We start from the raw sequence: 23,962 nt of genomic DNA on the forward strand, positions 1-23,962 counted from the left end.
ATTTCAGCAATCTGGCGATCAAGACGGCTGGATCGACTCTTCCGGACGGCGTTCCAGCACCTGGTCGACCAGGCCATAGGCCTGCGCATCGACCGCACTCTTGAAGTTGTCGCGCTCGGTGTCGCGCGCAATGGTCTCCAGGGACTGGCCGGTGTGCTTGGCCAGGATCTCGTTCAGGCGCGAACGCAAGGTCAGGATCTCGCGCGCGTGGATGTCGATATCGGTGGCCTGGCCCTGGAAGCCACCCAGCGGCTGGTGGATCATCACGCGCGAATTCGGCAGCGCATAGCGCTTGCCGGCCGCACCCGATGCCAGCAGCAGCGCGCCCATCGAGGCGGCCTGGCCGACGCAGATGGTGCTCACGTCCGGCTTGATGTATTGCATGGTGTCGTAGATCGCCATGCCGGCAGTGACCACGCCGCCTGGCGAGTTGATGTAGATGCTGATGTCCTTTTCCGGGTTGTCGGCTTCCAGGAACAGCAACTGGGCCACGATCACGTTGGCCATGTGGTCGTCGATCGGACCGACCAGGAAGATCAGACGCTCCTTCAGCAGACGCGAGTAGATGTCATACGCACGCTCGCCGCGGCTGGTCTGTTCGACCACCATCGGCACCAGGTTCAGGGCTTTGGTCACAATGCTCATCAGTCTTCCTGTAGTGGCAGCGGCGTGCGCCGATGCCCGGGTTTGACATCCGCATCCCAGCCATCGGGATGCGGGTTGGTGTCACGCGGTCGCTTACCTTAGACCCGAATGGCGTCCTGGAACGACAGCGACTGCTCGGTGTGCTGGGCGCGCTCGGCGATCCAGTCGATCACCTGCTCTTCCATGACACGGCTCTGCAGTCCACTCATCAGTTGGGGGTCGTTGCGGTACATCTCAATGACCTGTTCCGGCTCTTCGTAGGTCGAGGCGATCAGACGCAGCGTTTCGCTGACGCGCTTGGATTCCAGGCGCAGCTCGTTGCGACGGGCCACCTCGCCCACCAGCAGACCGACCAGCACGCGCTTGGCCGCCGCATCCATGAACCCCTGATGGGCATCGGCGGGGATCTCGCCCGGGTCGCGGCCGCTGCGGCGGACCTGCTCGACCTGCTGTGCCAGCATCGAACGGGCTTCGTTCTCGACCAGACGCGGCGGCATTTCCACGTGCGCATAGGCGGCGATCAGCTGCTCGCCCACTTCGCGACGCAGGCGGTTCATCAGCGCGCCCTTGAGCTCGCGCTCCAGGTTGGTGCGGATGTCGGCGCGGAACTGCTCGGCATCGCCACTCTTCACGCCGAAGCTCTTGATGAACTCCTTGTCCACCACCGGCAGCACCGGCTCGGAGACCTCGACCGCCTTGACGTGCACCTGCACGGTCTTGCCGGCCAGCTGGGGCACGCGCCACTCGGCCGGGAAGTCGATGGTCAGGGTCTTGTCTTCGCCCTTGGCCAGACCTTCCAGGCCCTTTTCGATCTGGTCGAACATCACGCCCGAGCCCAGCACGCTGCTGCCGGTCTCCACGCCTTCGGCGGGCAGACGCTCGTCGCCGGCCTGCGACCAGGTCTCCAGCGCCACCAGATCACCGACCTGCGCGCCACGCTCGACCGGGCTCCAGGTGCGGCGCTGCAGGCGCAGGTTCTCGATCATCTGGTCGATGTCGGCATCGGTCACCTCGGCGGTATGACGCACCACCGACAGCTTGGCCACGTCGATATCACCGAAATCCGGCACCACTTCGAAGGTGGCGACGAAGTCGAAATCGCTCTCGCCCTGATCGATGCGCGGATTGCCGGCCAGGCGCAGCGAATGCTCGCGGACTGCCGAGTCGAAGGTCTCACGCAGCAGGCCTTCCATCGCCTCGGCACGCACCTGCTGACCGAAGCGCTGCTCGATGACCTTGGTGGGCACCTTGCCCGGGCGGAAACCCTTGATGCGCGTGGTGCGCGCGAGTTCGCGCAGGCGGCCACCGACGTGCGTCTCCAGGCGCTCCTGCGGCAGGGTGAAGGTCAGGCGGCGTTCCAGATTGCCGGTGGATTCGATCGATGCTTGCATGTTGACTCCTGCCACCGACTGCACAAGCGTCGGCACGAGATGGAAGATGCGGGTTGACGGATGGCGAGAAAGCCGCCGAGCCTTGTAGTTTCGCCGATAATGGCGGCCGCTGCCAGCGGAATACGCGTCACCGCAGCGCGCAAGGCAGAGGCGCCAGGCCTATGGCTGAAAGCGGCCGGACGACACACGGCCGCACTGCATGGTGCGAAAGGGGGGACTCGAACCCCCACGCCTTGCGGCGTCAGAACCTAAATCTGGTGCGTCTACCAATTCCGCCACTTTCGCGATGCTGCAGTTGCCCAGCCATTGTTGCAGGGATGCCGGCAAAGAAAAAGCATCGCGGGCGTAATGATGCCGCCCACTGGCCGCGAATGGATGCCGCCTGCCGGTGCGGGCAAACTGACCCCTGCCGATGCCCCACCCGGCGCGCCGACGGTAAACGCATTCATTATGCGAGGCATCACCTGCGCGCGCCCCTGGTTTGCTCCGCTAGCGTTGGGTAAAGCTGAGATTAGCTAAAATTCCGTTAACACCTGAGAGGCAGTCATCGCGATGAGAGATCGGTATCGGCAAATCGTGGCGCTGTCCCGCGATTGCATTAAGGAGATCGACCTCGACGGGCGGATTACCGCGATCAACGTCAATGGCCTGACCGAATTGGGTGCCAGCCACCAGGATCAGCTGATCGCGCGGCCATGGCGCGAGCTGTGGCCACCGGAAGCGGCCGAGCTGGTGGACGCGGCGATCGCCGGCTCCCGCGCCGGTTCGATCCAGGAATTCGAAGCTGCCAGCGTGAACTTCGCCGGCGTGCGCCAGATCTGGCAGGTCGTCACCAGCCCGCTGTTCGATGCGCTTGGCAAGGTCGAAGCGATCCTGGCCGTGAGCAAGAACATCTCCGACCGCCGAGCGCTGGAGATCGCCTTCCGCACGCTGGATTCGACCCTGGCGGCAGAGCGCGCGTTCTCCAACGGCGCGCTGCGGCTGGCACGCGCGCGCGAACATTCGCTGTCGACCGAGCTGCACAGCCTGCGCGACCTGCAAGAGCGCATCGAAGGCGATCTGGACATCGCGCGCGCCGCGCAAGGCGCTGCCGAAAAGATTTCCGAGCAGGCGCAAAAAGGCGAAGCGGTGGGACAGCTGCTGGCCGGCGTCGTGCACGATTTGAACAACGTCCTGCAGGCGGCCACCTCGGCCATCGACCTGGTGGTACGGCGCGCCAGGATCGACGCGCACGACGCCAAGCTGTTGGGCGTGGCCGATGCGGCGCTTCAACATGGCTCGGTCATGGCCCAGCGTCTGGTCGGCTTTTCCCGGCAGTATCCGTATAGCCCGGAATCGGTGGATCTGGCCGCCCTGACCGAACAGCTCGGCCCCCTGCTCGAACAGGTGATCGGCGCAGACCTGCAACTGCAGCTGCGCACCGCCGAAGGCGGATGCTGCGCCATGGTCGATCGCCACACGGTGGAACGCGCCATCTTGAACCTGGTGATCAACTCCCGCGATGCCTGCCGACGGGGCGACGTCATCCGCGTGGAGACCGGCGACACCGTGGTCGCCGAGGAACAGGCCAACCTGGCCAGGCCGGCCGGGCACTACGTCACCATTGCCGTGGCCGACAACGGGCATGGCATGGATGCACACGTGCAGGCGCATCTGTTCGAAGCGTATTTCACCACCAAGGATGCCGACAAAGGCGCGGGCCTGGGGCTGGCGCAGGTGTACAGCGCGGTCTGCCAGGCGGGCGGCTTTGTCGAAGTGACCTCGGCGCCCGGCCAGGGCGCGTGTTTTACGCTGGCATTTCCGCGCATGCAGCAAAGCCAGCCGCCCGCGCCCGCTGCATTGCCGTAAGGCGACCACGACTGCCGTTGTCTGCAGCTGCCTTGCGCATTGCAGCGCCGTCCGACGCAACAGGGAACGTCTTCCTGCGCATCCTGGGGAGCGCTGGCGGCCTATCCCCCGGCCCGGGGAGACACTGTCAGGCGCGACCACATCAGCCAGACGATCGCGGCGCAGGCACTGCCTGCCGCCAGCCCACACTGCAGCAGCGTCAGCATCACCGCGCGATCGGACAGCCACGACCAGCCGCCGATGATCGCCAGCAGCAGCACCATCACCCCGGCCGAGAGCAGACCGCTCGAGGCACCGATGCCGATGTGGACCAAGGGGTTGGGCCGGCGCCCGCGGTACCGCCAGGCGCATGTGCGCGCGCATAGCCATCCCGCGGCAGCACAGGCAATCACCGGCAGCACCAGCGCATACGACCAGGCGACGATCGTCAACACGGTCTGCAGATCGAGCCGGCTCCACCGCACCAGGCCCAGCAGCCCACCCAGCGGGGGACCGACGATCGCGAAGACGCCGATCTGGCCCAGGATGGAATGCCGCATTACTCCAGACACATCAGTCCTCATTCGCGTGCGTTCATCCGGGCGGGGACGGCCGTCGATGGCGATTGCGCACCTGACGCAGGCAATCCATCGCACCGAGTCGGTAGGGTCACTGTGGTTGCGCGGCCACCGACCGAGACGACGACGACGCTGCAGCCAATCCCTGCACCATCGCTTTCCGCAGCACAAAAAGAAAAGCACCTAGGCTGCTGCCTAAGTGCTTTTGTTTGGTGGGCCGTCAAGGATTCGAACCTTGGACCTATTGATTAAGAGTCAACTGCTCTACCAACTGAGCTAACGGCCCTGAAACTGGTCGCACATTGTATGCGCGTTTTTGCCTCGTTGCAACACCCGCGACGCATCGGGTCCAACTTTCCTGCAATCAGTGGGGTGGCTGAGGGGACTCGAACCCCCGACATCTGGAATCACAATCCAGTACTCTAACCAGCTGAGCTACAGCCACCACTGAAACCTACTTCCTACCGCACCGCCGATGGCGCGCCCGACAGGACTCGAACCTGTAACCGCCGGCTTAGAAGGCCGGTGCTCTATCCGGTTGAGCTACGGGCGCCCGGACCGAACTTCGCATTCCCACGCCGTCAAGAGCTCGGAATGGTCGGGGTAGAGGGATTCGAACCCCCGACATCCTGCTCCCAAAGCAGGCGCGCTACCAGACTGCGCTATACCCCGGCGGGACCTTTCAATCCCGAAGGCTGGAAAGGTCGGCTATTTTGGGAATGATTGGCCTTGCTGTCAATCACTCTGTGTAAATTGGACGATCCGGTATCCTCACACCCATTGCTCGCCAAGTCGGCAGGCACCTACATTCATGGAGAATACGCATGCGTAGCGGCAATCCCGCCCTTCGGGAATCCACCTTCCTCGACCTGGGCTCCGGCGCGGTGGTCACGCGCGACGGTCAGGCGATGACCCTCAACGGTACCGTCAACAAGACCGGCCTGCTATTGCTGATGGCGGTACTCACTGCCGCCTTCGCCTGGTCGCAATCGATCGGCGCCGATGGCATGCCGCTACCGGCAGCACGCCTGTACATGATCGCCGGCGCGATCGGCGGACTGGTATTCGCACTGGCGACCAGCTTCAAGCCGACCTGGGCCCCGGTCACCGCGCCGCTGTATGCGCTGGTGGAAGGCTTCTTCCTGGGTTCGATCTCGGCGGTGTACGAGGCGCGTTTCAACGGCATCGTGTTCCAGGCGGTGTTGCTGACCTTCGGCACCATGTTCGCGCTGCTGTTCGCCTACCGCAGCGGCATGATCAAGGCCACCGAGAACTTCAAGCTGGGCGTGGTGGCGGCTACCGGCGGCATTGCGCTGGTGTATCTGGCGACCATCGTGCTGGGCTTTTTCGGCGTGCGCATTCCCTTCATCCACGACTCTGGCCTGATCGGGATCGGCTTCAGCCTGTTCGTGGTCGTGGTGGCCGCGCTGAACCTGGTGCTGGACTTCGACTTCATCGAAAGCGGCGTCGAACACGGCGCGCCCAAGCACATGGAGTGGTACGGCGCGTTCGGCCTGATGGTCACGCTGGTGTGGCTGTACATCGAGTTCCTGCGCTTGCTGTCGAAGCTGCAGTCGCGTAACTGAGTGGAAAATCGGGAATCGGAAGTGGGGAATCGCAACAGCGACCCCTTCGCCTGATGGCGTGACACTGGCTTCAAGCAACCCGCTTCCAGCAAAAAGAAAGGGCGCCGTCGGCGCCCTTTCTCTTGTGCGACCTACCGGCGCGCTCAGAGGCGGCTGGCGATGGCCTTGGCGAAGCCCATGGTGTTGCCGGTGCCGCCCAGGTCGGGGGTCAGCGCATCCTTGGCTTCCAGGGTGGCCACGATCGCTTCGCGCAGGCGCTCGGCGTTCTGCGGCTGACCGATGTGGTCCAGCATCTGCGCGGCACCCAGCAGCAGTGCGCACGGGTTGGCCTTGCCCTGCCCTGCGATGTCCGGCGCCGAGCCGTGCACGGCCTCGAAGATCGCCGCGTCCACACCGATGTTGGCGCCCGGGGCCAGGCCCAGGCCGCCGACCAGGCCGGCACACAGGTCGGAGATGATGTCGCCGAACAGGTTGGTGGTCACGATGATGTCGAACTGTTCCGGACGCATCACCAGCTGCATGCAGGTGTTGTCGACGATCATTTCCTGGAACTCGATTTCCGGGTACTGCGCGGCCACGTCGCGTGCCACCTTCAGGAACAGGCCCGAGGTCGACTTGATGATGTTGGCCTTGTGCACCGCGGTGACCTTCTTGCGACCGGTGGCGCGCGCCAGGTCGAAGGCGTAGCGCACGATGCGCTCTGAGCCCTTGCGGGTGACGCGGGCGCCGGAGAACGCGGTCTCGCCATCCTCGGATACGGTCTGGCCCTCGCTCAGGTAGGCACCCTCGGTGTTCTCGCGCACCGTGATCAGGTCCACGCCATCGGCGAAACGCGACTTGGTGTTGGGGAACGACTTGGCCGGACGCACGTTGGCATACAGGTCGAACTTGCGACGCATGGCCACGTTGATCGAGCTGAAGCCCTCGCCGACCGGCGTGGTCAGCGGGCTCTTCAGGGCCACCTTGTTCTTGGTGATCGAGGCCAGGGTGGACTCGGGCAGCAGATCGCCGTGCTTTTCCAGCGCGACCAGGCCAGCGTCGGCGTACTCGTAGGTCAGGCCAGCCTGCAGCGCGTCGAGCACGAACAGCGTGGCATCCATGATCTCCGGGCCAATACCGTCGCCGCGGATGACCGTGATTGTCTGCGTCATAACGTTGGGTTTCCGAACTTGAAGGGGGGAGCGCCAGCCGCAATACCCGGCAGAGCGGCGCAAGGAGGTTTCACAGGCAATTATGCCCGATGCCGGTGAAGGCGCCCAAACCGACCTTGGTCTAAGAGCGGCCCGGATGACTGCTGCGGAAACCCGGTGCAGTCAGTGGCATCAGACAACCGCAGTGCGCGCCCGCAGCCTCCAGGCGCACCAGGGTCCAGCGTGTGGAGGCGCTCTGGACGCACCGCCCTAGCCTACGGCCGGCACCGGACAACCAGAGCGCACAAAGTCTGTGCCGCCGACTAGGGCAGCACGCGCGCGCCCGCTTTTACGAATCCCGAATCACCACTCCCGACTCCCGCTCGACACATCAATCGTGCGCGTGCTGCGCCGGTGCCTGGGCGCCGCCCTCGAGCTGGTCGAGGAAATCCACCGCGCGACGCAGATGCGGGATGACGATGGAGCCGCCAACCACCAGGCCGACCGAGAAGGTCTCGAAGAACTCTTCGCGGGTCACGCCGGCTTCCTTGCACTGGGCGACGTGGTAGCTGATGCAGTCGTCGCAGCGCAGCACCATCGAGGCGACCAGACCGAGCAGCTCCTTGGTCTTCACGTCCAGCGCGCCGGCCTGGTAAGTCTGGGTGTCCAGCGCAAAGAACCGGCGCACCACCTGGTTGGGCTCGGCCAGGATGCGCTGGTTCATGCGCTGGCGAAATGCGGTGAACTCGCGCAGACGGTCGTCGCTGCCGCCGTCATGCTCACTCATGCCTGGCCGCCTGCAGTGCCGGCCAGCAACGGTTCGAGCTTGCCGGCCCGGTGCATGGCCATCATGTCGTCGTAGCCGCCCACATGGACGTCGCCGACGAAGATCTGCGGCACGCTGGTGCGCTTGGCCAGCGCGACCATCTTGTTGCGCTCGGCCGGGTCCAGGTCGATGCGCACCTCGGTCCAGGTCCGGCCCTTGCTCTTGAGGAAGTTCTTGGCCGCCACGCAGTACGGGCAGATCGCAGAGGAATACAGGGTGATCTGCGGGCCGGCGGCCGCATCCTGCACATTGGGGTCTTGGCTCACGGGAAACTCCGCGGTTGGTCTGAGGTCTGACAATGGTACCGGGCGACTGGAATTTCCATGTCGTCACCGCAACACTGTGGATTAACCGATGATTCACGCCATCGCGCCGTGCTGCCCGCATGCTCCGCGCATTACCTGGGAGTTCCACTTGCGCCTGCTACCGCTCGCCACTGCCCTCACGCTGGCCGTTGCCATGGGCGTGGCACCCGCGCAGGAAAACCGCCTGCCCGACATCGGCTCGTCCGCCGGCGAGCTGCTGACCCCGGCGCGCCAGGCCGAGTACGGCAAGATGATGCTGGCCGAGTTGCGCAACTACGACTACGTGCTGGACGACCCGCTGATCACCGACTGGCTGCAGACCATGGGGACCCGGCTTGGCGCCAACAGCGACCAGCCGCAGCAGCCGTTTACGTTCTTCATGCTGCGCGACCGCCAGATCAACGCCTTCGCCACGCTGGGCGGCTATATCGCGGTCAATGCGGGGCTGGTGTTGACCGCCGAGCGCGAGGACGAAGTGGCCGCGGTGCTGTCGCACGAAATCGCCCACGTCACCCAGCAGCACGTGCTGCGTGGGGTGGAGCGGGCCCAGCGCGACCAGATCCCGATCCTGCTGGGCATGCTGGCAGCGGTGGTCGCCGCGCAGCAGGCCGGCGGCAATTCCAAGGGCGATGCCACCATGGCCGGCATCACCAGCGCGATGGGGCTGATGCAGCAACGCCAGATCGACTACACCCGCTCCAACGAATCGGAGGCCGACCGGCTGGGTATCCGCACGCTGGTGCGCAGCGGCTACGACGTGGATGCAATGGCCGGCTTCTTCGAACGCATGTCGGTGGCAATGCGCGCCAACGAGGGCGGCTACAGCGCGCCCGACTTCCTGCAGACCCACCCGGTCACGGTCACGCGCATCAGCGAGGCCAAGGCGCGCGCCGAACAGATGAAGAAGAACACCGTGGTGCTGACCACCTCGGTACCGGGCGGAACGCGCCAGGAACGGGTGGACCCGGCCGACCCGTCGCTGTCCGAGCCGCTGAGCCGCAACGGCAACGCGATCCTTCCCTATGCGCTGCGGCTGCCGGTGGATGCACTGAGCCGCGGCGACGACCAGCAGAACTTCGACTGGGCCAAGGAGCGCCTGCGCGTACTCAGTGCGACCACGCCGGATGCGGCCATCCGCGAATACGAGACCCTGCGTCGCAGCAACAAGCATGGCCTGACCGATGCCCAGCGCTACGGCCTGGCGCTGGCGCGCCTGCGCAATAGCGGCGGCCGGCCGAGCGAACCGGTGGCCGAACTGACCAGCCTGCTGGAGGCGCACCCGGATAATTTATGGCTGACGCTGGGCCTGAGCGAGGCGCAGGCGCGGGTGGGCCAGCGCGAGGTGGCCAATGCCCGCTTCGACGCGCTGCTCAAGCAACTGCCGAACAACCGCGCGGTGGCGCTGACCTACGCCGGCGCGCTCAACGAGCAGGCCAGCAAGGAGTCCGGCCAGCGCGCGCGTCAGGTGCTGGAACCGCTGCTGCATCGCAGTAGCGAGGATGCCTTATTGCAACAGACCTACGCACGCGCCTGCGAGCTGTCCGGCGACCATCTGCGCGCCAGCGAGGCCTATGCCGAATCTGCGTATCTGAACGGACGCCCGGAACAGGCGCTGATCCAGCTGGAAGCGCTGAAGAAGAAAGATCTCGACTATGTGACACGGGCTCGGGTGGATGCGCGCATCGCGGCGATCACCCCGAGCGTGCTGGAACTGCGCCGGCAAGGGATTCGCGACCCGGATCTGTCGACCCGCTAGCGCTTGTGACGGTTGGCGCAACGGTCATCCCGGCGTGTGCCTAGACGTCCCGCACTGCGCCGGCCCCCGGTGCAAGCCGCTGTCGCCGAGGGCCTGGTCACCGCGCATGTCACATTAGAGTCACAAAACCGTAGTCTACTGGCGATCACCAAAGCCAGACGGTAAGCCCCGCGTGCAAAAACGCATTCTGATCGTCGATGACGAACCCGCGATTCGCGACATGGTGGCGTTCGCGCTGCGCAAAGGCGAGTTCGAACCCATCCATGCCGGCGATGCCCGCGAGGCGCAGACCGCCATTGCCGACCGTGTGCCGGACCTGATCCTGCTGGACTGGATGCTGCCGGGCACCAGCGGGCTGGATCTGGCGCGGCGCTGGCGCAAGGAACAGCTGACCCGCGAGATTCCGATCATCATGCTGACCGCGCGCGGCGAAGAGAACGACCGCGTCGGTGGCCTGGAAGCCGGGGTCGACGATTACGTGGTCAAGCCGTTCTCGGCGCGCGAGTTGCTGGCGCGCATCCGTGCGGTGATGCGGCGCACCCGCGAGGACGACGAAGACGGCAGCGTGTCGGTGGGCCGCCTGCGCATCGACGGCGCCGCGCACCGGGTGTTTGCCGGCGACGCGCCGGTGCCGATCGGCCCGACCGAATACCGCCTGCTGCACTTTTTCATGACACATCCCGAGCGCGTGTACACGCGCACCCAGCTGCTGGACCATGTCTGGGGCGGCAGCGTGTACGTGGAAGAGCGCACCATCGACGTGCATATCCGCCGCCTGCGCAAGACGCTGGAACCGTTCGGCCTGGAAAACATGGTGCAGACCGTGCGTGGCTCGGGCTACCGTTTCTCTTCGGCAACCTAGTGGTTGCCGCACAGCCGGCCGGCCACGCAGGCCGGCCGGCTCGCACGCCCATCTGACGCCCGGTGGTAACGCCTTCCATGCCTCGACATATCCGTTCCGCCTGGCTCAAGACGCTCGGCACCCTCGCGCTGTTGCTGGGCGCTGCCGTGCTGGTCGGCGTGCTGATCGAGCATGTGTGGATGGCGCTGACGCTGACCGCCCTGGGCGTGCTGGCCTGGCATTACTGGCGGCTGCGCCAGGTGCTGCGTCGCCTGACCGCCCGGCAGCGCGCCGAACCCGCCGCCGGGATCGGGGCCTGGAACGAACTGGACCGCCTGCTGTATCGCAGCCAGGCCGAGATGCGCGGGCGCAAGCGTCGCCTGATCGAAATGCTGCGAACTTATCGCGCCGCCGCACAGGCGCTGCCGGATGCGGTGGTGGTGGTGGATCGCAACAGCCAGCGCGTGCAGTGGTTCAACCGGGCCGCGGGCGGGCTGCTCGGCCTGCATCATCCGGGCGACATGGGCGTGTCGGTGGTGGAGCGGCTGCAGCCGTTGCCGCTGGCGCACTGGCTGGCGGCCGGCCGCAACGCCGAACCCATGCTCGACGCCGCCTCGCCGGTGGATCCGGACCTGCGCCTGAACCTGCGCCTGATTCCCTACTCCGACGATTACTGGCTGCTGGTGGCGCGCGATGTCAGCAAGCTGCTGCGGCTGGAGCAGGTGCGCCGCGACTTCGTGGCCAACGTCTCGCACGAACTGCGTACGCCATTGACGGTGGTGCATGGCTACCTGGACATGCTCGACCCGGAAGACTTTCCCGATGCCGGCCCGATGCTGGCCGAGATGCGCAAGCAGTCGCAGCGCATGGCGCAGCTGGTCGAGGACCTGCTGACGCTGTCGCGGCTGGAATCGCAGGAAGAACTCGGCGAGGAGCACGTGGCGATGGCGCCGATGCTGTCGACCCTGCGTCGCGAGGCCGAAGCGCACAGCCAGGGTCGCCACACGGTAAACGTGCTGGACGAGGCCGGCGTGGACCTGCTCGGCTCCAACAAGGAACTGCATAGCGCCTTCTCCAACCTGGTCACCAATGCGGTGCGCTACACGCCCGGCGGTGGCACGGTGACGATCCGCTTCGTGCGCGAGGGCGATGGCGCAGCCCTGGCGGTACGCGACACCGGCTACGGCATTCCCGCCTCGCACCTGCCACGCATCACCGAGCGCTTCTATCGCGTGTCCAGCAGCCGCTCGCGCGAGAGCGGCGGCACCGGGCTGGGGCTGTCGATCGTCAAGCACATCCTGGGACTGCACCAGGCGCGCCTGGAAATCGAAAGCGAAGTCGGACGCGGCAGCGAATTCTCATGTCATTTTGTCGCTGCGCGCGTCGTACAGCGCGATCAGTCCCTGCCACTGTCACGTTCGGCGTGATATGTAGGGGGTGCGCGCCGCAACGCGGTGCGATGCCCGCGCGCCGGACGCGCTGCATTGCCTGCGCTGCGACCGGCGCGCTGTCACGCCGCACACCATCTCCGTCTTGATGACCGATTCCATGGGCCACGCCAAACACTTGCACGACATCACCCCTTCCGAAGACGTCGCCACCGATCCGCTGCGCGATCCGTCGCTGTACATCAACCGGGAACTGTCGCAGCTGGACTTCAACTTCCGGGTGCTGGCACAGGCGATGGACGACCAGGTGCCGTTGCTGGAACGGCTGCGCTTCCTGTGCATTTCCTGCACCAATCTGGATGAGTTCTTCGAAATCCGCGCGGCCACCGTGCGGCATGCGCAGGAATTCGGCCTGCCGCCGGCACCGGACGGGTTAAGCCCGACGGCCATCCTCAACGCGGTGCACGACCGCGCGGCCAAATTGGTCGAGCAGCAGTACCACGTGTGGAACGAGGTGCTGCGCCCGGCGATGGAGACGGCCGGCGTGGCGGTACTTGGGCGCTCGACCTGGAATTCGCGTCAGAAACGCTGGCTACGGGCCTATTTCCGCAACGAGATCATGCCGGTGCTGTCGCCGCTGGGTCTGGACCCGGCGCATCCGTTTCCCAAGATCCTCAACAAGACCTTGAACATCGTGGTGGTGCTGGAGGGCCAGGACGCATTCGGGCGCGCCGGTCATCTGGCCATCGTGCGTGCGCCGCGGTCGTTACCGCGCATCATCCAGCTGCCGGCGAGCCTGTCGCCGGAGGGCGCGCAGAGCTTCGTGTTCCTGTCCTCGGTGCTGTCCGAGTTCGTCGACGAGCTGTTCCCGGGCATGCAGGTCAAGGGCTCGTATCAGTTCCGCGTCACCCGCAACTCCGAACTGGTGGTGGACGAGGAAGAAGTCGAGAACCTGGCGTTGGCCTTGCGCGACGAACTGGTCACGCGCGGCTATCGCCCGGCGGTGCGCCTGGAGATCGCGCACGACTGCCCGGCGCCGATCATGCGCACCTTGCTGCAGAACTTCGGCCTGAACGAAAACGCGGTGTATCGCATTGTCGGGCCGGTCAATCTGAGCCGCGTCATCCAGGTCTACGACCTGGTGCAGCGCCCCGAACTGAAATATCCGCTGTTCAATCCGCGCACCTTGCGTGATACCGACGGCATCTTCCAGATCGTCAGCAAGGGCGATGTGTTGTTGCACCACCCCTTCGATGCGTTTACCGCGGTACTGGACGTGATCCGTCAGGCCGCGGTCGACCCGAACGTGCTGGCGATCAAGCAGACGCTGTACCGCACCGGCAAGGACTCGTTGATCGTCGATGCGCTGATCCTGGCCGCGCGCAACGGCAAGGACGTCACCGTGGTGGTGGAGCTGCGCGCGCGCTTCGACGAAGAGGCCAACCTGGGCCTGGCCGACAAGCTGCAGGAAGCCGGCGTGCAGGTGGTGTACGGCGTGGTCGGCTTCAAGACCCACGCCAAGATGCTGCTGATCGTGCGCCGCGAGGGACGCAAGCTCAAACGCTATGTGCACCTGGGCACCGGCAACTACCACAGCGGCACCGCGCGCCTGTACACCGACATCAGCCTGATCACGGCGGATGTGGAAATCGGCAACGATGTGCACATGCTGTTCCAGCAATTGTCCGGGCTCGCGCCGCGCATGAAACTGGAGCAATTGCTGCAGTCGCCCTTTACCCTGCATGCCGGCGTGTTGAAGCGGATCGAGCGCGAAACGCGGCTGGCCCGCAACGGCCGCCCGGGCCGCATCATCGCCAAGATGAATGCCCTCAACGAGCCGCAGGTGGTGCGCGCGCTGTATACCGCCTCGCAGGCCGGTGTGCAGATCGACCTGATCGTGCGCGGCGCGTGCACGCTGCGCCCGGGCGTACCCGGCGTCTCCGACAATATCCGCGTGCGTTCGATCGTGGGGCGCTTCCTGGAACATAGCCGCGTGTACTGGTTCGGCAACGATGGCGCGGCAGAGCTGTACTGCGCCAGCGCCGACTGGCTGGAACGCAACCTGCTGCGCCGCGTGGAGACCTGCTTCCCGATCCTGGATCCGGATCTGGCCAAGCGCGTCTACCGCGAAGTGCTGCAGAACTACCTGGACGACAACGTCAATGCCTGGGAACTGGATGCCGAAGGCGTCTATCACAAGCGCGTCCCCGGCCCTGGCGAGCCGGCACATTCGGCGCAGATGACCTTGCTCGAGCGGATCTGAAAGCGGCGCGGGCGCGGCCCCTCACGGGGCCAACGGCCCATCGGCTACCATGCGCCCATGCCAATGCCCTCCCCCACGATCCCACCCCTGCGCGATGGCGATTTCCTTGCCGCCATCGACTTAGGGTCCAACAGCTTCCACATGGTCATTGCGCGCTACCTGATGGGTCAGCTGCGTGTGGTCGATCGCCTGCGCGAAACCGTGCGCATGGCCGACGGCCTGGATGGCAAAGGTGGCATCTCCAACGAAGCGCGCCAGCGCGCGCTCGAATGTCTGGCGCGTTTCGGCCAGCGCATCCGCGAAGTGCCATCGTTGCGCGTGCGCGCGCTGGCCACCAACACGGTGCGCCAGCTGCGCTCGCCGCAGGCGTTTCTGATGCCGGCCGAAACCGCGCTCGGGCATGCGATCGAAGTGGTCAGCGGACGCGAGGAAGCGCGCCTGATCTATCTCGGCGTTGCGCATGCGCAACCGCCCAAGCCCGATCAACGCCGGCTGGTGATCGATATCGGCGGCGGCTCGACCGAGTTCATCATCGGCCGCGGGTTCCAGACCCTGGAACGCGAGTCCCTGCAGGCTGGCTGCATCGCCAGCACGCGGCGCTTCTTTCCCGGCGGCAAGCTGTCGAAGAAGAAATGGAAGGATGCGCTGACCGAGATCGGCGCCGAGTTCCAGCAGTTCGCCAATCAGTACAAGGCGCTGGGCTGGCACGAGGCGATCGGCTCGTCGGGCACGCACAAGGCCATCGGCGAGATCTGTGCGGCGATGAAGCTCACCAAGGGCGCGATCACTGCCGAGGCGCTGCCGGCGCTGCGCGACGAACTGCTCAAGGCCAAGCGCATCGAGGACATCCAGTTGCCCGGCCTGGCTGCCGAACGCCGGCCGATCATCGCCGGCGGCATTCTGGTGCTGGAAGCGGCGTTCCAGGCCCTGGGGCTGGAGAAGCTGATGGTCAGCAAGGCGGCGATGCGCGAAGGCATCCTCTACGACATGCTCGGCCGCGGCGGCGAGAACGACCCGCGCGACAGCTCGGTGGCCTCGCTGGTGCAGCGTTACGGCATCGACGAAGTGCAGGCGCAGCGCGTGGAGGCCACGGCCTGCCGCCTGTTCGACCAGGTCTGCGAATCCTGGCAGCTGGATGGCGACGACGCGCAGGTGTTGCGCCGCGCCGCCCGCCTGCACGAGCTGGGGCTGATCATCGCGCACAGCCAGTATCACGTGCACGGCAGCTACATCCTGGAGCACTCGGATATCGCCGGTTTCTCGCGGCAGGAGCAGCAGGTACTGGCATCGCTGGTGCGCACGCATCGGCGCAATGTGCCCAAGACCGCGTTCGATGCGCTGCCGGATCGGTTGCTGCTGCCAACCCGACGCAAGGCCGCACTGCTGCGGCTGGCGGTGCTGCTGCATCGCGCGCACGAATCCGACCCGATTCCGACCCTGGAACTCACCGCCGATGACACCCGCCTGTCATTGATCCTGTCGCAAAGCTGGATCGACTCGCGCCCGCTGCTGCGCGCCGACCTGATCGGCGAAGTCGAAAGCATGGCCGGGCTGGGGATCGCGTTCAAACCGTTTGTGACCTGAGGCCTGCGGCCTCAGGCGGGAATCGGGAATGGGGATTTGGGAATAGTCGACCACGGAGCTCTGAGAAGTTCTGACTGGTGGCGATTGCGCTAAACGCGTGCAGCACGCTGCCTTTGCGATTCCCCATTCCCCATTCCCCATTCCCGGCTCCACTGTCACCGCCGCGACTTGTGGGCGCAACATCCATGCCATCGCCCTCCCGGAAGCTAGCGAAAACCGGAGAACGGGCATGCGCTACGCGATCGTTACCGAAACCTATCCCCCCGAAGTCAACGGTGTTGCGCTGACCGTGCACGGGCTGGAGAACGGCCTGCGCGCACGCGGACACCAGGTGGACGTGGTGCGTCCACGGCAGAGCGGCGATACGGATGCGGCCACGGCCCTGCTGGTGCGCGGTGCATCGCTGCCGCGCTATCCGGGACTGAAATTCGGGCTACCGGCAACACAACGCCTCGTGCGTCATTGGCAGATCACGCAACCGGATGCGGTCTATGTGGCCACGGAAGGCCCCTTGGGCTGGTCGGCGATGCGTGCGGCACGCCGACTGGGCATCCCGGTCGCCACCGGCTTCCATACGCGGTTCGACGAGTACCTGCCCGACTACGGTGCCGCCTGGCTGCAGGGCACCGCGCTGCGCTGGATGCGCCGCTTCCATAATCAGGCCGAGGCCACGCTGGTGCCCACGCGCGAGCTGCAGCAGTTCCTGCGCGACGGCGGCTTCGAGCGGGTGCAGCTGCTGGCGCGCGCGGTGGACAGCCAGCAGTTCGATCCGGCCCGACGCGATCCGGCCCTGCGTGCCGAATGGGGCATCGAAGGCGAAGGCTTCGCGGCGATCTACGTCGGACGCATCGCCAACGAAAAGAATCTGCCGTTGGCGATCCGCGCCTTCCGCAAGTTGCAGCAGATCCGGCCGAAGGCGCGCTTCGTCTGGGTCGGCGATGGCCCGGCACGCGAAAAGATCGCGCATGAAAATCCGGACTTCCTCTTCTGCGGCGTCCAGCGCGGCGCGGCGTTGGCACGCCACTTCGCCAGCGGCGATCTGTTCCTGTTCCCCAGCCGCAGCGAGACCTTCGGCAACGTGACCCTGGAGGCAATGGCCAGCGGTGTGGCCACGATCGCCTTCGACTACGGCGCCGCGCGCGAGTATCTGCGCAACGGCCACAGCGGTGCGGCTGTGGAGAACGACGAGGCGTTCATCCAGGCCGCCGTCGCACTCACCGAGGACGATGCGCTGCGCCGGCGCCTGGGGGCTGCGGCCGCACAGGCGATGAAGAAACTGCATCCGGACACGGTGGTGTCCGACTTCGAGGCCTTGCTGATGGGCATCACCGCGACACGGGGGCGTTATGTCGGCAACGCGGCTTGAGCTCCTGCGCGGTCACGAAGCGCGCTGGTGCCGGCGCGCCAATCACTGGTGCCGGCGCCACCCGGTGCGGCGTGCATTCGCCACCATCAGCCGGCTCGGCGATGGCGTGTTCTGGTACAGCCTGATGGGCTTGCTGGTGCTGGCCGACGGCATGGACGGCGTCCGTGCCTCTGCGCACATGGCAGCTACCGGCGTGCTCGCGCTGAGCTTGTACAAGTCGCTCAAGCGCTGGACGCGGCGGCCGCGCCCGTATGCGGCCGACGTGCGCATCCGCGCCTGGGTGGCACCGCTGGACGAGTTCAGCTTTCCGTCCGGCCACACCTTGCACGCGGTGTCCTTCAGCATCGTGGCAGTGGCCTACTACCCGTGGCTGGCACCGGTGCTGGTGCCGTTTTCGGCCGGCGTGGCGCTGTCGCGCGTGGTGCTGGGCCTGCACTATCCCAGCGATGTGCTGGCTGCCACGGCGATCGGCGTGGTGCTGGCCAGTCTGTCGCTGTGGGGAGTGCCGGCGCTGCTCGGCTAAAGCGTGAGATCTGCCATCGCCGTGCTTGCCTGACCAAGCCGATGCCGCTCGTCGCCCAGCCGGCCGTTCACCCGGCGCTCGCGCCGCGATGCAACGCTCCAGCAATTCCCGATTCCCGATTCCCGTCCCGCGCTGCCGCCGTACAATGGCGCAATGACGACCCTGTTCATTTCCGACCTGCACCTGGATCCGGCCCGGCCGGCGATCACCGAGCTGTTTCTGGACTTCCTGCGCACGCAGGTGCCCGGCAGCGACGCGCTCTACATCCTCGGCGATCTGTTCGAAGCCTGGATCGGCGATGACACGCCATCGACCGCTGCCGATGCGGTGGCCGTGGCGCTGCATGCGGTGGCCGATAGCGGCGTGCCGGTGTTCTTCATGCCGGGCAATCGCGACTTCCTGGTGGGCGAGGCATACGCGCAACGCGCCGGCTTCCGCATCCTGCCCGATCCCACGGTGGTCGACTTGTACGGACACCCGACCCTGCTGATGCATGGCGACCTGCTGTGTACCGACGACACCGCCTACCAGGCGTTCCGTGCACAGACGCGCGATCCGGTCTTCCAGGCGCAGTTCCTGGCGCAGCCGCTGGCCGCGCGGGTCGCCTTCGCGCAGCAGGCACGCGCTGCCAGCCAGGCACGTCATGCAGAACTCAAGCAAGGCGACCAGTCGCGCTTCGAGACCGTCACCGATGTCACCCCGGCCGAGGTGGAAACCACCTTCGTGCGGTATGGCCTGGACCGTCTGATCCATGGCCATACCCATCGCCCTGCGATCCATACCCTGCAGGCCGGCGGCCAGACCTGCACCCGCATCGTGCTGGGCGACTGGTACGAACAAGGCTCGGTGCTACATGTGGATGCCGACGGCGTTTCACTGGAGCAGCTGACACTTTGACGTAGCTGACCGCAGCTAGCGAGCAGCCACAGCGGGCGCAGGCCGCTCTCCCGGAAGCACGGTGCAAGCGAGATACCGCGATTGGCATCGGCCGCTCCGTCTGCAGGTGCGCGCTGTGGTTTCGACATCAGGCCTGCGCACGCTCGACGTGCTGCTAGCCGCGCAGGAACCGCAGCTGGACGCGCTGCCGGTAAGCCCGATCGCGCCAGCTGCTGTTACGCAGCCGCACAGTCCATGCAGCATCCCAAGGCATCACTGCATGCTGCGCGCATGCTCGGCGTAGTCGACAAAGTCGGCGTTGACCACGTCGTACCAGAGCACCGTGCCATCGGCCTGCACGCGGAAACGATCGCGCACCGGGTTGGTCTGCGGGTCGCCGGGGCACTCGTTGCCATGCCGCTCGCGCACTGCGAAGTCGAACGCATCCGCTACGGACTCAGCGTCGTCTTCCTCGACGATGCTGATGCAGTTGTCCGGATAGAAATGGTCAGCCTGCAGCCGGGTCTCCAGCACATGCAGCGCACGGGCGCGGGCATCGTTGCCGGTCGGCGCGGCCGGCGCGGACACGGCCGGTGTGGGTGGCGCAGGGGCTGGGTCGGCAGGTTGCTGTTTGCAGCCGGCAACTGCCAGCGCGGCCAGGCACAGCGCCGCGTAACGCAGGGACTTGGACATGGGTGCTCCGCTCCGCAGGACACGCCGGCGACAACCGGCAGTGCCTCTAGTCTGCGCGATCACTGCGCCTGCGTGTAGCGGCAAAGGCCCGGCACCTGCGGTGCCGGGCCGACAGCGGTAGACGCGTGGTCCTCAGCGGAAGCCGGCGATGGTGGCCTTGGTATTGACCAGCACGCGCTGATTGTCGGCGGTGCTGGCATTGCCCATCGGCACGCCGTTGTAGCTGATGTTGGGGTTGGACCAGTAGTTCAGGCGCGGGCAGCCGCTGCTGCAGTCGTAGGCCATGATGGTGCGCCAGCTGTTGCCGTAGCGATAACCGTGCCCGTAGGCGTACGGCGAGGTGCTCGGGTCGTTGGTGGCGTCATGACGGGCGCTCTGCAGATGGCCGATTTCATGCGCGAAGCTGTAATAGCCGGTGGCGCAATCCCAGTACACCGAGGCGAACGCGGTCGCGGCGGTAGAGCCGATCCCCGATGCCAGGCCGCAGTAGCTGCTGTTGTTCAACACGATCACGCCCACATCGGCGGTGTAGGTGTTGCGGCTGGTGTGGATGCTGTCCATGTAACCATCGTTGGTCACGCGGAAGCGCTGCAGGTCGGTGGTGAAATTGCCGGTTTCGCTGTAGCTGGTGGTCTCGTAGCGCGCCAGTTGCAGGGTGATGCCGACATTGCTGTTGATGTAGCCCTGGTTGGCCTCGGCCACTGCCAGTTGCACCAGCGACTGCATGTTGCCGCCGTAGGCGGTCACCGCCTGATTGGTCGCCACCACCAGCACGCGGATGGTCGCCGGGCTGCCCGATGATGCGGCGGCCGCGGTGACGCGCCCGTCGCTGGGCATGTCGATCTTCGGCAACAGGCTGTATTCGGCCGGGTGCTCCTGCGGCAAGCGGCTTTCCTCCACCTGCACCAGGACGTGGCGGCCATCGGCGAGCGGGCGCAGCCGATACAGCTTGCCGGCGTAGCGGATGGTGCCGGTGACGGTATCGCCGCTGCGCACCAGGATGGCCGAGTTCAGCGGATCCACCCCCGACAGCGTGCGTGCGCGGGTCCCGGCGCGCTGGCCGAGGTTGCCGTACCACACGCTATCGCCGCCTTCCAGGGCATCGACCTTGGCCTGGGTGGCGGTGATGGTCTGGCCGTCCAACTGCAACTCCAGCAGCTTTTCCGAGGCGGTGACCGCACCGGCGTCGAGCTGGACCACCTGCGCGTTGGCCGTGGACGGTGCGCTGAGCAGGCGCTGCAACGAGGGTTCGGCAGTGGCGGTGGCGGCCGCGCTGCGGCTCAACGCCGGGCCCGATTGATACAGCGGCTTGCCGGCAGCGGCGGCCGAACCGGCCAGGCACATGGCGATCAGGCCCACCGTGGTGCACATCGACTTCGACTTCATCGTCTCTCTCTCCTTAGACATGGAAGTAACGGATGTGAAACACCGGGCCCCTGCCCCCGGGACGCCATTAAGGCGCGCCGTGCCGTCCGGATTGCAAGTTGTTACAAAAGAAAATTACGTTTTTGTGATGTCTACCGTTGAATGGATGCGATTCCGGCGGCTGCATGGAAGGACCCAGCGCACAGTCCGGCAGTCGAAGGCGCGTTGCGACGCACGTCGTCTGCGGTGTCCGGCGACATCGAGTTCGCGTGACTGTCGGGGCGACCGGTGGCGGTACGCATCGATGCGGCACGTTGCGCTCGCTCCGCACGCAGTGCGCCCGGTGCTGCATGCACGACACGGCGGGCGTTTCAGGCAGCGCGGCATCGGTACGGGCCGATTCGATCTGCCCGCCTACGGTGCTCGAGCGAGCGTGCAACTACGGCCCACGCCTCCCACCACCGGCTGCTCAGCCGGCCTGCTCCACCAGATCGGCCAGTTCGTCCTCGTCGAAGCCGGCAAGCAGCCGCGCCTGCAGATTGAACGGCCCGTGCAGGTAACCGCCGGCGTACTGGTGCAGCAGCGCCTTGAAGCGCGCGCGCGGCTCGATGCCGGCCTGCGCGCAATACCAGCGGTACCAGCGCGAGCCGGCCGCCACGTGCGCCACTTCCTCGCGCAGGATGGTGTCCAGCACCTCGGCAGTGGCGGTATCGCCGAGCGAACGCAGTTTGACGATCATCGCCGGCGTCACATCCAGCCCGCGCGCTTCCAGCACGCGCGGCACCAGCGCCATGCGCGCCAGGCCGTCGTGCGCGGTTTTCTCGCACATTTCCCACAGGCCGTTGTGCGCGGCGAAGTCGCCGTAGTCGTGGTCATGTGCGTGCAACCGCGCGCGCAGCAGCATGAAGTGGCGCGATTCGTCATCGGCCACGCCAACCCAGTCGGCATAGAACGCCTCCGGCAGCCCACGGAAGCGATACACCGCATCCCAGGCCAGATCGATGGCGTTGAGCTCGATATGCGCGATGGCGTGGATAAAGGCGGCGCGCCCTTCCAGGCTGCCCAACCCACGCCGCGGCACCTGCCGCGGATGCACCAGCACCGGCCTGGCAGGCCGGCCCGGCATGCGGATCGGCTGCGGTGGCGCCGCCTGCGGCGATGGCAGCGGCAAGGTGCCGGCGCGGAACGCGGCCGCATACTGCTGCGTCAATGCGACCTTCTCCAGCGGATCGGCCGCCTGCAGGCAGGCATGTGCGGCTTGCAGAAGATCCATCGTGTCCATCACTCCGTCTTTGCGATAAACCGCAGGGCCGACAACACCGGCAGTTGGCGCTTCACGCTGCAGCGGCGATCGCCATCCCGACGCCGCCATCGCATGTTCGGTCTGCGCACATCCACAGCGGCCGGCGACACTGCCGAACCACCGCAGCGCACGCCATGTCGCGCCCGACTGCAGCCAGCTGACGCGATCACCACGCAGCCGGTCCGCGTGGCACAGGGACGCCATGCCATGCCTGGGGAGCGCCGGCCTGCAGCGCTAGCGCAGACCGTTATGCGCGGCGACGCTTCTTGGCATCGTCCGAGCGCAGCTGCTGGATGCGTTCGAAATAGCCCGGCTCGATGCCGGTGATGTATTCGCCGTTGAAGCACGAGGAATCGAACTGCTGGATGTCCGGGTTGCCTTCGCGCACCGCCACTTCCAGGTCTTCCAGATCCTGGTAGATCAGCCAGTCGCAGCCGAGGAATTCCTGGATTTCCAGCTCGCTGCGGCCATGCGCGATCAGTTCTTCGGCCGCCGGCATGTCGATGCCGTAGATATTGGGGTAACGCACCGGCGGCGCGGCCGAGGCCAGATACACCTTGCGTGCACCGGCGTCGCGCGCCATCTGCACGATCTGCCGGCTGGTGGTGCCGCGCACGATCGAATCGTCGACCAGCAGCACCACGCGGTTGCGGAATTCCAGGTGGATCGGATTGAGCTTGCGACGCACCGATTTCTGCCGCTCGCCCTGCCCCGGCATGATGAAGGTCCGGCCCACGTAGCGATTCTTGACGAAGCCCTCGCGGTACTTCACCCCAAGCACGTTGGACATCTCCAGCGCCACATCGCGCGAGGTGTCCGGGATCGGAATGATGGTGTCGATATCGTGATCCGGGCGCAGGCGCAGGATCTTCTCGCCCAGCTTCAGGCCCATGCGCATGCGCGCCTTGTGCACCGAGATGTTGTCGATCATCGAATCCGGGCGCGCGAAGTACACATACTCGAAGATGCACGGCGCGTTGACGGTCGGCGCGGCGCAGACTTCCGAAAACAGCTCGCCGCGCGCGGTGATCACCATCGCCTCGCCGGGGCGCAGGTCGCGCACGCGCTGGTAGCCGAGGATGTCCAGGGCAGCCGATTCGGAGGAGACGATGTATTCGGTGCCTTCGGCGTGCTCGCGCTTGCCCAGCACCAGCGGACGGATGCCGTGCGGGTCGCGGAAGGCCACCAGTCCCAGGCCCAGCACCACGCTGACCACCGCATAGCCGCCCTTGCAGCGGCGGTGCACGCCGGCCACTGCGCGGATCGCCGCCTCGGGGGTGAGCATGCGCTGCGCATCCAGCTCGTAGGCGAACACGTTCAGCAGCACTTCGCTGTCCGAATCGGTGTTGATGTTGCGGCGGTCGGCCTCGAACACCTGCTGGCGCAAGGCCTCGGTGTTGATCAGGTTGCCGTTGTGCGCCAGCGCGATGCCGTAGGGCGAGTTGACGTAGAACGGCTGCGCCTCGTCCATGCCTTCCGAGCCTGCGGTCGGATAGCGGCAATGCGCGATGCCGACACGGCCTTCCAGCACCGCCATCTTCTTCTCGTCGAAGACATCGCGCACCAGCCCGTTGGCCTTTTGCACGCGCAGGCGCGTGCCGTCTGCGGTGGCGATGCCTGCGGCGTCCTGCCCACGATGCTGCAGGACGGTCAGGCCGTCATACAGCTGCCCGGCGACGTTCTGGTTGCCGACAATACCGACGATGCCACACATGG

At 66.1% G+C, this 23,962-nt stretch carries 20 protein-coding genes and 5 tRNA genes; 10 read left to right on the top strand and 15 right to left on the bottom strand.

The window, feature by feature from the left end:
• Positions 1-18 precede the first annotated feature (18 nt).
• The 3 genes from clpP to EO174_RS19105 form a co-directional block, all read right to left on the bottom strand.
• A complete protein-coding gene (clpP, locus tag EO174_RS19095; protein ID WP_002806026.1) occupies positions 19-645 on the bottom strand; it encodes an ATP-dependent Clp endopeptidase proteolytic subunit ClpP in 627 nt (208 codons plus the stop codon).
• Between the two features lie 98 nt (positions 646-743).
• Positions 744-2,036: a trigger factor gene (gene tig, locus EO174_RS19100; RefSeq protein ID WP_126946717.1), complete on the bottom strand. Its 1,293-nt coding sequence runs from the start codon at positions 2,034-2,036 to the stop codon at positions 744-746.
• Between the two features lie 200 nt (positions 2,037-2,236).
• Positions 2,237-2,321: transfer RNA gene (locus tag EO174_RS19105), tRNA-Leu, on the bottom strand.
• Positions 2,322-2,588: 267 nt separating this feature from the next.
• Here EO174_RS19105 and EO174_RS19110 point away from each other — a divergent pair.
• Positions 2,589-3,884, top strand: coding sequence for a PAS domain-containing sensor histidine kinase (locus tag EO174_RS19110; RefSeq protein ID WP_119129715.1), 1,296 nt, complete (start codon positions 2,589-2,591; stop codon positions 3,882-3,884).
• A 101-nt stretch (positions 3,885-3,985) separates the two neighbouring features.
• On the opposite strand, the gene EO174_RS19115 is transcribed toward EO174_RS19110, so the two are convergent.
• From EO174_RS19115 to EO174_RS19135, 5 genes are all read right to left on the bottom strand, one after another.
• Positions 3,986-4,423, bottom strand: coding sequence for a hypothetical protein (locus EO174_RS19115; RefSeq protein ID WP_126946720.1), 438 nt, complete (start codon positions 4,421-4,423; stop codon positions 3,986-3,988).
• 228 nt (positions 4,424-4,651) lie between these two features.
• Positions 4,652-4,727, bottom strand: a tRNA-Lys gene (locus EO174_RS19120).
• 82 nt (positions 4,728-4,809) lie between these two features.
• Positions 4,810-4,886: transfer RNA gene (locus EO174_RS19125), tRNA-His, on the bottom strand.
• A gap of 31 nt (positions 4,887-4,917) precedes the next feature.
• A tRNA-Arg gene (locus EO174_RS19130) sits at positions 4,918-4,994 on the bottom strand.
• A gap of 42 nt (positions 4,995-5,036) precedes the next feature.
• A tRNA-Pro gene (locus EO174_RS19135) sits at positions 5,037-5,113 on the bottom strand.
• Between the two features lie 152 nt (positions 5,114-5,265).
• Between EO174_RS19135 and EO174_RS19140 the strand changes: the two genes are divergently transcribed.
• Positions 5,266-6,027 carry a Bax inhibitor-1/YccA family protein gene (locus EO174_RS19140; RefSeq protein WP_104582303.1) on the top strand — a complete coding sequence of 254 codons (762 nt, stop codon included), beginning with the start codon at positions 5,266-5,268 and terminating at the stop codon, positions 6,025-6,027.
• Between the two features lie 143 nt (positions 6,028-6,170).
• Here the strand turns inward: EO174_RS19140 and EO174_RS19145 are convergent, their stop codons facing one another.
• From EO174_RS19145 to grxC, 3 genes are all read right to left on the bottom strand, one after another.
• Positions 6,171-7,178 carry an isocitrate dehydrogenase gene (locus tag EO174_RS19145; protein WP_104532882.1) on the bottom strand — a complete coding sequence of 336 codons (1,008 nt, stop codon included), beginning with the start codon at positions 7,176-7,178 and terminating at the stop codon, positions 6,171-6,173.
• A gap of 370 nt (positions 7,179-7,548) precedes the next feature.
• Positions 7,549-7,944 carry a carboxymuconolactone decarboxylase family protein gene (locus EO174_RS19150; RefSeq protein ID WP_126946723.1) on the bottom strand — a complete coding sequence of 132 codons (396 nt, stop codon included), beginning with the start codon at positions 7,942-7,944 and terminating at the stop codon, positions 7,549-7,551.
• Entirely contained in the window at positions 7,941-8,249 is a 309-nt protein-coding gene (grxC, locus tag EO174_RS19155; RefSeq protein ID WP_104582301.1) for a glutaredoxin 3, read from the bottom strand. The genes EO174_RS19150 and grxC overlap by 4 nt, the downstream gene beginning before the upstream one ends.
• An 88-nt stretch (positions 8,250-8,337) precedes the next feature.
• Here grxC and EO174_RS19160 point away from each other — a divergent pair, with 88 nt between their 5' ends.
• From EO174_RS19160 to lpxH, 8 genes are all read left to right on the top strand, one after another.
• Positions 8,338-10,044 (top strand): M48 family metalloprotease, encoded by a 1,707-nt coding sequence (locus tag EO174_RS19160; protein WP_180496891.1) that lies wholly within the window; start codon positions 8,338-8,340, stop codon positions 10,042-10,044.
• Positions 10,045-10,216: 172 nt separating this feature from the next.
• Positions 10,217-10,906 carry a phosphate regulon transcriptional regulator PhoB gene (gene phoB, locus EO174_RS19165; RefSeq protein WP_104582300.1) on the top strand — a complete coding sequence of 230 codons (690 nt, stop codon included), beginning with the start codon at positions 10,217-10,219 and terminating at the stop codon, positions 10,904-10,906.
• 77 nt (positions 10,907-10,983) lie between these two features.
• A complete protein-coding gene (phoR, locus tag EO174_RS19170) occupies positions 10,984-12,312 on the top strand; it encodes a phosphate regulon sensor histidine kinase PhoR (RefSeq protein ID WP_164740269.1) in 1,329 nt (442 codons plus the stop codon).
• Between the two features lie 121 nt (positions 12,313-12,433).
• Positions 12,434-14,536 carry a polyphosphate kinase 1 gene (ppk1, locus tag EO174_RS19175; protein ID WP_104582478.1) on the top strand — a complete coding sequence of 701 codons (2,103 nt, stop codon included), beginning with the start codon at positions 12,434-12,436 and terminating at the stop codon, positions 14,534-14,536.
• Between the two features lie 63 nt (positions 14,537-14,599).
• Entirely contained in the window at positions 14,600-16,120 is a 1,521-nt protein-coding gene (ppx, locus tag EO174_RS19180) for an exopolyphosphatase (RefSeq protein ID WP_026064255.1), read from the top strand.
• Positions 16,121-16,349: 229 nt separating this feature from the next.
• The gene (locus tag EO174_RS19185) at positions 16,350-17,486 is read left to right on the top strand and encodes a glycosyltransferase family 1 protein (protein WP_126946726.1); all 1,137 of its coding nucleotides are present in this window, start codon (positions 16,350-16,352) and stop codon (positions 17,484-17,486) included.
• A complete protein-coding gene (locus tag EO174_RS19190; RefSeq protein ID WP_104582296.1) occupies positions 17,467-18,009 on the top strand; it encodes a phosphatase PAP2 family protein in 543 nt (180 codons plus the stop codon). The genes EO174_RS19185 and EO174_RS19190 overlap by 20 nt, the downstream gene beginning before the upstream one ends.
• Before the next feature lie 153 nt (positions 18,010-18,162).
• Positions 18,163-18,906, top strand: coding sequence for a UDP-2,3-diacylglucosamine diphosphatase (gene lpxH / locus EO174_RS19195; RefSeq protein WP_102583853.1), 744 nt, complete (start codon positions 18,163-18,165; stop codon positions 18,904-18,906).
• 252 nt (positions 18,907-19,158) lie between these two features.
• Here lpxH and EO174_RS19200 read toward each other — a convergent pair whose 3' ends face one another.
• From EO174_RS19200 to purF, 4 genes are all read right to left on the bottom strand, one after another.
• Entirely contained in the window at positions 19,159-19,578 is a 420-nt protein-coding gene (locus EO174_RS19200) for a hypothetical protein (protein WP_126946729.1), read from the bottom strand.
• A 132-nt stretch (positions 19,579-19,710) separates the two neighbouring features.
• Complete coding sequence (locus EO174_RS19205) at positions 19,711-20,964, bottom strand: zinc-dependent metalloprotease (protein ID WP_126946732.1); 1,254 nt, start codon at positions 20,962-20,964, stop codon at positions 19,711-19,713.
• 448 nt (positions 20,965-21,412) lie between these two features.
• The gene (locus EO174_RS19210; RefSeq protein ID WP_206515092.1) at positions 21,413-22,225 is read right to left on the bottom strand and encodes a ferritin-like domain-containing protein; all 813 of its coding nucleotides are present in this window, start codon (positions 22,223-22,225) and stop codon (positions 21,413-21,415) included.
• Positions 22,226-22,493: 268 nt separating this feature from the next.
• Positions 22,494-23,960 carry an amidophosphoribosyltransferase gene (gene purF, locus EO174_RS19215; protein ID WP_104582292.1) on the bottom strand — a complete coding sequence of 489 codons (1,467 nt, stop codon included), beginning with the start codon at positions 23,958-23,960 and terminating at the stop codon, positions 22,494-22,496.
• Between the last annotated feature and the right edge of the window lie 2 nt (positions 23,961-23,962).

Origin of the sequence: Xanthomonas sp. BRIP62418 (assembly GCF_003993495.1) — a bacterium.
In the GTDB taxonomy this organism is placed as follows: domain Bacteria; phylum Pseudomonadota; class Gammaproteobacteria; order Xanthomonadales; family Xanthomonadaceae; genus Xanthomonas; species Xanthomonas euroxanthea.

Bases quoted from the DNA above. Each gene is read 5' to 3' on its own strand.
- clpP (WP_002806026.1), bottom strand. From the start codon at position 645: ATGAGCATTGTGACCAAAGCCCTGAACCTGGTGCCGATGGTGGTCGAA.
- tig (WP_126946717.1), bottom strand. From the start codon at position 2,036: ATGCAAGCATCGATCGAATCCACCGGCAATCTGGAACGCCGCCTGACC.
- EO174_RS19110 (WP_119129715.1), top strand. From the start codon at position 2,589: ATGAGAGATCGGTATCGGCAAATCGTGGCGCTGTCCCGCGATTGCATT.
- EO174_RS19115 (WP_126946720.1), bottom strand. From the start codon at position 4,423: ATGCGGCATTCCATCCTGGGCCAGATCGGCGTCTTCGCGATCGTCGGT.
- EO174_RS19140 (WP_104582303.1), top strand. From the start codon at position 5,266: ATGCGTAGCGGCAATCCCGCCCTTCGGGAATCCACCTTCCTCGACCTG.
- EO174_RS19145 (WP_104532882.1), bottom strand. From the start codon at position 7,178: ATGACGCAGACAATCACGGTCATCCGCGGCGACGGTATTGGCCCGGAG.
- EO174_RS19150 (WP_126946723.1), bottom strand. From the start codon at position 7,944: ATGAGTGAGCATGACGGCGGCAGCGACGACCGTCTGCGCGAGTTCACC.
- EO174_RS19160 (WP_180496891.1), top strand. From the start codon at position 8,338: ATGATTCACGCCATCGCGCCGTGCTGCCCGCATGCTCCGCGCATTACC.
- phoR (WP_164740269.1), top strand. From the start codon at position 10,984: ATGCCTCGACATATCCGTTCCGCCTGGCTCAAGACGCTCGGCACCCTC.
- ppk1 (WP_104582478.1), top strand. From the start codon at position 12,434: ATGGGCCACGCCAAACACTTGCACGACATCACCCCTTCCGAAGACGTC.
- ppx (WP_026064255.1), top strand. From the start codon at position 14,600: ATGCCCTCCCCCACGATCCCACCCCTGCGCGATGGCGATTTCCTTGCC.
- EO174_RS19185 (WP_126946726.1), top strand. From the start codon at position 16,350: ATGCGCTACGCGATCGTTACCGAAACCTATCCCCCCGAAGTCAACGGT.
- EO174_RS19190 (WP_104582296.1), top strand. From the start codon at position 17,467: ATGTCGGCAACGCGGCTTGAGCTCCTGCGCGGTCACGAAGCGCGCTGG.
- lpxH (WP_102583853.1), top strand. From the start codon at position 18,163: ATGACGACCCTGTTCATTTCCGACCTGCACCTGGATCCGGCCCGGCCG.
- EO174_RS19200 (WP_126946729.1), bottom strand. From the start codon at position 19,578: ATGTCCAAGTCCCTGCGTTACGCGGCGCTGTGCCTGGCCGCGCTGGCA.
- EO174_RS19205 (WP_126946732.1), bottom strand. From the start codon at position 20,964: ATGAAGTCGAAGTCGATGTGCACCACGGTGGGCCTGATCGCCATGTGC.
- EO174_RS19210 (WP_206515092.1), bottom strand. From the start codon at position 22,225: ATGGACACGATGGATCTTCTGCAAGCCGCACATGCCTGCCTGCAGGCG.
- purF (WP_104582292.1), bottom strand. From the start codon at position 23,960: ATGTGTGGCATCGTCGGTATTGTCGGCAACCAGAACGTCGCCGGGCAG.